This window comes from Trichocoleus sp. DQ-A2 (assembly GCF_039961915.1).
Lineage (GTDB): Bacteria > Cyanobacteriota > Cyanobacteriia > Cyanobacteriales > FACHB-T130 > FACHB-T130.
On record NZ_JAMPKD010000051.1, the window covers coordinates 1 to 3,230 of the forward strand.

Annotated in this window: 5 protein-coding genes and 1 pseudogene; all 6 read right to left on the reverse strand. The window is 43.4% G+C overall.

Annotated features, from left to right (window positions below):
• Positions 1–281: 281 nt before the first annotated feature.
• Complete coding sequence (locus tag NC997_RS26905) at positions 282–584, reverse strand: GNAT family N-acetyltransferase (protein WP_190523774.1); 303 nt, start codon at positions 582–584, stop codon at positions 282–284.
• Positions 523–795, reverse strand: a complete 273-nt coding sequence (locus NC997_RS26910; RefSeq protein WP_206753336.1) for a hypothetical protein — start codon at positions 793–795, stop codon at positions 523–525. The genes NC997_RS26905 and NC997_RS26910 overlap by 62 nt, the downstream gene beginning before the upstream one ends.
• 64 nt (positions 796–859) lie before the next feature.
• Positions 860–1,330, reverse strand: coding sequence for a cupin domain-containing protein (locus NC997_RS26915; protein ID WP_190523776.1), 471 nt, complete (start codon positions 1,328–1,330; stop codon positions 860–862).
• Between the two features lie 173 nt (positions 1,331–1,503).
• A complete protein-coding gene (locus tag NC997_RS26920; RefSeq protein WP_190523778.1) occupies positions 1,504–1,803 on the reverse strand; it encodes a hypothetical protein in 300 nt (99 codons plus the stop codon).
• A 422-nt stretch (positions 1,804–2,225) separates the two neighbouring features.
• Positions 2,226–2,894, reverse strand: a complete 669-nt coding sequence (locus NC997_RS26925; RefSeq protein ID WP_190523779.1) for a hypothetical protein — start codon at positions 2,892–2,894, stop codon at positions 2,226–2,228.
• Positions 2,895–3,089: 195 nt separating this feature from the next.
• Positions 3,090–3,230, reverse strand: a pseudogene (locus NC997_RS26930) (IS630 family transposase); the annotation flags it as partial.

The window sequence follows — 3,230 nt, forward strand, 5'->3', positions numbered from 1 at the left end:
GGGAACCGATGCCAGTCGTTATTATCAACTCTGTTGACCTAACAGCTTGATTTGGCGTAGCTTGCCGTTGACTCCTCTTTCAAAAAATCTCTTTGACTCTACCCAGAACCTGCAGAATGTAGGTAAAAAGACTATCTATCCTGACCTCTCAAACCATTTATCAACTGAAATACCAATGGCTTTCTGAGTACTTGATTGAGGAACTCAAACACCCCTCTATTCCCGTGCGGCTTGTTTGACCTTTACTCTATATCTAGTGTCTTTGCGTAAGTCCTGAACTGTTAGGCGGCTTCTCGCTGTAATTCCCACCTCCAAACCAAACCGTCCTCTGGGTCTACCACCTCACCGATACACTCAAATCCACACTTCGCAAGTACCCGCATCGAAGCGTTGTTCTCCGCCCATGTGTGGGCACGAACTAGACGGACTTGCCCACTGCGGAACGCAAAATTGACCAGCGCCCTAGCTGCCTCCGTGGCATACCCGCGCCCTTGATACTCCGGGTCTACTCCGTAAGCAATCTCAACGACTCCTCCTTGGTCTGGCTGGGGGACCCTTGTACGCGCAGCTCCCGATGACGGCACTGCTAGCCCGCTCCACTAAGGAGAATCCATGCGTCCACGGGTCTGCCGCTGTCGAGGCGCAAACCCGCGCCAGCCAATCGGGTGAGATTTCCGCCTTATCAGCAGGACTCAGGGACTCGACCCAGGCGAGGATTTCCTCAGTCGATTGGAGAATCAGCTTGAGACTCTCCGTTTGAATTACCACTTCACTCATAAAATCGGGCGATCGCATTCAGTTGAAAGATAGAATGCGATCGCGGAATGTTCTGGTGCAGCATGGTTGTTAGGCAGTGCTATTAATATGCGCGACCATCTTTGTGCGTTAAAGCCCATTCCCTATTCGGCAATTGTGTGGCTTTGAGATCGTCATTTGGGAATTCCACCTCATCTCCCTGGGTGCGATCGCCAACCTCAAGATAGGTTACGTTTTCTTCAGATCGATTAATCAGTTGATGGGCGATACCCGTGCCTGCCTTAAATCCGTAGCAGTCACCGGGATGCAAAACGAATTCCTCTTCGCCGAGTACCAGCGTTGGACTGCCTTCCAATACCAGGATAAATTCTTCTTGCTTTGAGTGGCTGTGAGCAAGAGCAGAAATTGCACCGGGTGAGAGATGGGTCAAATTAACTCCAAAATGAGTCAACCCAAAATAGTCACCCAGTTTTCGCTTTTGTCGTCCCTGAACAAGGGAAGCATAAGGTTCTGGGTATATTGTCTTACCGCTCGGTGCTGAAATCGATTCAGATGAAATTGGCGATTGCTTCATAACTCACCCTTCCTTGTTATGTTAATGGCGTAACAAGCCCAAGCTTGCTTTACTTTTCCCGTATCGTCAAACCATAGCACTTCAGTTACTATGCCCGGATACCCTCGGTAATACAGCGTGATGCTATCTACACAATGCTCATTTATCCACCCGTTATTTCCCTGGGCTTGCTATTAGATACCCCACGTATTATCCCAGCCATCGCACTCTTGAATCAGTTGATGTACCGCAGCATCTGTGGTTGAAAATGTACCGCAATTAGTTCTTTTTGTTCCAGATGCCGCATGACCCACATCTTGATACAACACAAACTGACCGTTCTTAGAGTGAATAGACAGCGCGATCGCAACGCCATTTGTATACTGTTTCCACAAGCTAATAAATGAAGCTCCTTGTGGTATCAGATTTACATCTTCGACATCACAAATCCATTGCCGTTGTTGCAATTCTGTCCACCTATGTTCCTCTATCATTACATTCCATGCTCTTATCGTATTTGAGTTGTACTATTGCCTAAACAAACACTAATTGAGCCAAAACTCTACTAGACACGGATTCTAAACCACGACCTACAAGAACGAACGGGCGATCGTATTAAGTTGAAGGATACAATGCGATGCCTTCGGTACATAGAAACGTGTTCGCGAACTTAGATTTCAAACTATGAATCTAGCAGTTACACTTCACTCTCTAAGCATTGGTAGTGCCTGCAATCTCTAGAAGTTCCAATTATAACCTCCAATGATTAGCCTTTATTTGTTTACAACCCGTAGCTTATGTCACATACATAGCGATCTAACAGATCGAGCCAGCGGGCTAATACCTTAGCATTTCTCCTAAGCGGTTTTGGTCAATCTGCTGGACCCGAATGTTAGTCTGCTGTTTAGAGCAAATTCTACGAACTAACTTGAGGAGATAGTTGCCACACTTTAGAGTACTCTTTGATGACCTGGCGACCTTGCTTAGAAAGAAATTTAGTTGCAGCTTGAGTAGCAATCTTCGCTGTATCTCGACGGCGCGGAAACTCCCCCTCTTCGCTATGGTAAGCCTTTGCCAAATAAACCATTGAGTTTGTTACATAGTGTTTATTTATGAGATGAAAATTGCAACCTAGTAACATGGCTAAAATAGCAAGATTTGCTGATGTTTCATTCTCAATATCCTCAAATTTTGTTGTTACCTGATATGAATAAATAGTTGCATGAGATACTTGACATAAAACTGCCCAAAGATTCTTAAGCTCAGTAATTTCTGGTGTCATTATCTTCTTTAGGATTGCATTGGAGAAGTAAATCGTCTCTCCTGCTATCCATTTCGATATGAGACTGTCACTCTGCCGTAGAGATGCAAATTTTGCGATCATTAATGCTTCATAAACTGAACGTAATAATACCCGACCAGAACCGGGTAAACCATCTATTGTTAAAATCAGTGTTGAGTAAAGCGCAATTTCATTTTTAATTACTGCTGATACGATTGGCGTTTCTGCATCAGTATGTTGAGTGAGATGGCGTTGTCCTAAAAGACCATAAAACAACTTAGTATATTGATACTGTGCATCCATACATTCCTTTAGTGTTAATAAGTGTTCAGAAAACTTTTCTTGAGTGAGACATTGATTCCGTTGACGTTCTCTCTCCAATTCGTTGAATCGCATACAGGATTATCATGTTAAATGCTAGCCTATACTAACTATTTATAACTGACCAATCAATCTGAATATCCAAAGTTATAGAACCAAGTAAACTTTGATAAGTGCTTAAGCAAAATTAATTACATATTCGGTTCCGACTTTTTTTAGCACATTTTTGACATACTTTACTAAACTTTTCCAGTCCCGATAAGCCTCTATCTCTATCCATTCATATTTCATAAACTTCCATAAGATTTCAATTAAGTT

Excerpts from the sequence above, each read along its gene's own strand:
- NC997_RS26910 (WP_206753336.1), bottom strand. The coding sequence starts at position 795 with ATGCGATCGCCCGATTTTATGAGTGAAGTGGTAATTCAAACGGAGAGT.
- NC997_RS26925 (WP_190523779.1), bottom strand. The coding sequence starts at position 2,894 with ATGGATGCACAGTATCAATATACTAAGTTGTTTTATGGTCTTTTAGGA.
- NC997_RS26915 (WP_190523776.1), bottom strand. The coding sequence starts at position 1,330 with ATGAAGCAATCGCCAATTTCATCTGAATCGATTTCAGCACCGAGCGGT.
- NC997_RS26920 (WP_190523778.1), bottom strand. The coding sequence starts at position 1,803 with ATGATAGAGGAACATAGGTGGACAGAATTGCAACAACGGCAATGGATT.